At 65.7% G+C, this 2,168-nt stretch carries 2 protein-coding genes and 1 pseudogene; all 3 read right to left on the bottom strand.

From position 1 onward, the window contains the following. Window positions 1-386 (bottom strand): annotated as a pseudogene (locus EN749_RS34625) (HAD family phosphatase); the annotation flags it as partial. A gap of 56 nt (window positions 387-442) precedes the next feature. Then, the gene (locus EN749_RS34620) at window positions 443-1,723 is read right to left on the bottom strand and encodes a Tm-1-like ATP-binding domain-containing protein (RefSeq protein WP_128364857.1); all 1,281 of its coding nucleotides are present in this window, start codon (window positions 1,721-1,723) and stop codon (window positions 443-445) included. Next, window positions 1,723-2,168, bottom strand: a 446-nt coding sequence (locus EN749_RS34615; protein WP_281061947.1) for an IclR family transcriptional regulator C-terminal domain-containing protein, incomplete at its 5' end; no start/stop codon positions are given. The genes EN749_RS34620 and EN749_RS34615, both read right to left, overlap by 1 nt.

The following is a 2,168-nucleotide window of genomic DNA, read 5'->3' as shown; positions in this document are numbered from 1 at the left end:
TCGATGATCACATCGAACAGGCCGAGCAAAGGCAGCCGCCGGCGGAAATCGGCGCCGTAGAACAGGTCGAGTTCGTTGGACAGGATCGCCAGCCGAAAACCCGCCGCATGCACCATGCGAATGGCGCTGTCGGCCTCGGGCCGCACCACCTTTTCCGGCTCGGCGCCGCGCGCTCGTTGGACGAAGGTCTCCATCGCCTGCCAGTCCTCGCCGATGAGCTGACCGACCTCACTTGTGCGGGAGCGCCAGTAGTCGCGCTCGCTGATCTCGTCGGCCTGCATGGCGCGCCACAGCGGATCGCTGTCCGGATCGAACGGCCCGCGCCATTGCAGCGTTCCCGGCGCAAGGCCGAGCGCCTGTTCGGTCAAGGCATGCGTCTCGAACATCGTCCGGGTGACGACGCCGCCGAAATCAAGGACAAGCGCCTGGGCGGGAACAGCGCTCACGCTGCCACTCCCTTGGCCGGCTTGCCGCGCGGGACGATGCCTTCCTCGACCCAGCGGTCGAAGATCTCGAGCGCCTTGCCGACGAAGTCGTCGCTGTTGATGTGAGCGTCGATCTCGTGGAACTCGACCCCGGCGGGAATAGCCCTGCGCATTTCATCTGCGAAGGCGGCGAGAGCCTCGGGTTCATAGAGCGGCTCGCCCTGCACGTCCCATTCCTGGATGCCTCCGGTTGGCAGGATGAAGGCGGAGCGGCCTTTCGCGGCACCGAGCTTGGCGGCGATGGCCCTGGCGACCTGGCGGCGATCGTCGGCATTGACAGTGATCGACGCGATCAGCCTGTTATGAGCATGAAACGGCCGCGTCGAGAATTTAGCCGGCAAATCCTGCCAGGTCGGCAGATCGACCATGTCGACCGCCCCGGGTGCGGCGATCTGCGGAATGCCGCGGGCGCCGGCATTCTCCAGCCGGTCGGTGCCGGAACTGACGACGGAACCCGCGAGATGATTGGTGATTTCCTGCAGGCTGAAATCGAACACCGCGCAAAAATGGTCCTGACCGGCAATCGATTCGAAGGCGCGGCCGCCCATTCCGGTGGTGTGGAAGACGGCAACGTCATAGCCGCGCCGTTCCAGCGCCGGCTTCAGCGTCTTCATGTAGCGCAGGCAGCTGCTGCCGAGCGAGGTCATGCCGATGGTCGGCCCGATTGCCGGAGCCGACATGCGGGCCTCCAGCACAATCCTGGCCGCGCCGACGACCGCACCACAGGCCTGTGACAGGACCAGCCTGCAGATCGAGTTGAGGCCGTACAGCCCGCCGGCCCAGAGGATCATCATCAGGTCGGGCGCGACGCGCTCGGGCGGGACGAGGTGCGAATAGGCGATGGTCGAGACGACGAATTTCGGCACGCCGAGCGGCAGGCAAAGCGCCACGTCGAGCGCCAGATCTGTCCCCATCGAACCGCCGATGGCGATGAAGGCGTCGATCTCGCCACTTTGATGGAGCTTGCGCACCAGCTGCACCGCGCCGCCGGCCATCAGCGTCATGGCGGTGTTCTCATCACCGCTCGAAACGATCTCGGCGATCGTCACATCCACCGCCCGCGCCACGGCGTGCTTGTCGTGGTCCGGGCTGTAGGGCGGATCGCCCAGCACGCTGACATCCATCATCACGGCGCTGCCGCCTGACTGCTCGATGCACTGTTTCATGAACAGCAGCTCTTCGGCCTTTGTGTCGCCCGTGCCGATGACCAGGATGCGGGGCGCTGTCTCCGAGGGCATCAGGCCTGCCTCCTCAAGATTTGCAGGTTTTCGCCGTTGAGGCGCATGGAAATCTCCCGTGCCGCCTCCCTCACGGCAAGTCCCCGCTCCGTGATCGCGGCTGCCGTCGTTCTGGCCTTCGGCGCGGCCACCGCGATGGTGCCGAGCGCAAAGCCATCCGCCCCGCGGATTGCCGCCGCGACGCTGATCACACCTTCCTCATAGCCCTGGTCGCAGATCGAATAGCCGCGCTCGCGCGCCTCGCTCATGCATCTTGAGATGGCGGCCGGCTCGATCAGCGTATGGGCCGTGAAAGCGTCGAGCGAACCCGTCAGGCACGCCTTGACGGTCTCGTCGCGGGCGAAGGCCAGATAGGCGATGCCCGACGCGGTCGAATGCAGGGGCAGCAACTGACCGATGTCGATGTTGACCCGGTTCGCCCATGCCGGATGCTCGACATGAACGG

Source organism: Mesorhizobium sp. M7A.F.Ca.ET.027.02.1.1, assembly GCF_004022985.1.
Classification (GTDB): Bacteria; Pseudomonadota; Alphaproteobacteria; order Rhizobiales; family Rhizobiaceae; genus Mesorhizobium.
Note: the sequence above shows the minus strand (reverse complement) of the source record. Positions and strands in the feature narration are given on the sequence as shown.

Excerpts from the sequence above, each read along its gene's own strand:
- EN749_RS34620 (WP_128364857.1), bottom strand. The coding sequence starts at position 1,723 with ATGCCCTCGGAGACAGCGCCCCGCATCCTGGTCATCGGCACGGGCGAC.